The organism is Rhizobium sp. BR 315 (genome assembly GCF_050577975.1).
Lineage (GTDB): Bacteria > Pseudomonadota > Alphaproteobacteria > Rhizobiales > Rhizobiaceae > Rhizobium > Rhizobium miluonense.
Window position 1 is genome coordinate 1 of sequence record NZ_JARWKZ010000209.1, and the last position, 508, is coordinate 508.

At 40.6% G+C, this 508-nt stretch carries 1 protein-coding gene; it reads right to left on the reverse strand.

Annotation, left to right across the window (positions count from 1 at the left end):
* The coding region (locus QD409_RS35810) for an NAD(P)/FAD-dependent oxidoreductase (protein WP_430765095.1) at positions 1 to 508 on the reverse strand (508 nt) is incomplete at both ends.

Sequence of the window (508 nt, forward strand, 5' to 3'; positions counted from 1 at the left end):
CTACAATCCTGCCATCATATGTAGTCCGCATATAAAAATACGGTCGTTTCGTCTCCCATATCATGCACTGTCCTTCCCAGCCAGCAAAGTTTTCAAGTCTGCTTGTTGCGATTGCGAAGGAACGATTTAATTCAGCTCCAAGCCGGTCCGTATGAAGTGCGGCTTCATACCCTGTTGAATAAATAATTTTTTTCGCGTGAATGATTGCTCCGCTGTCAGCTTTAATTTGCCAATATCCATCTATAAAGCCTTGCTCCTGTACATTAGTTTGTTCATATACACGGACATTTTGCTTTAAAGCTGCCTCTTTAATAAGCTGAATAACAAGCCTCTGAGGATTAACCTCCGCATCTCCTTCTGTAAGAATAGCAGCAGGCTTTGAGAAGCCGAAGCGCTCCTTCATTTGATTATCATCTAAATATTCAACAGGAAAACCGTGTTTTTTCAACATCGCATACTCTGTTTTCAACTTATCTGCATCTGTTTGACTGCTTGCATAATATAAACT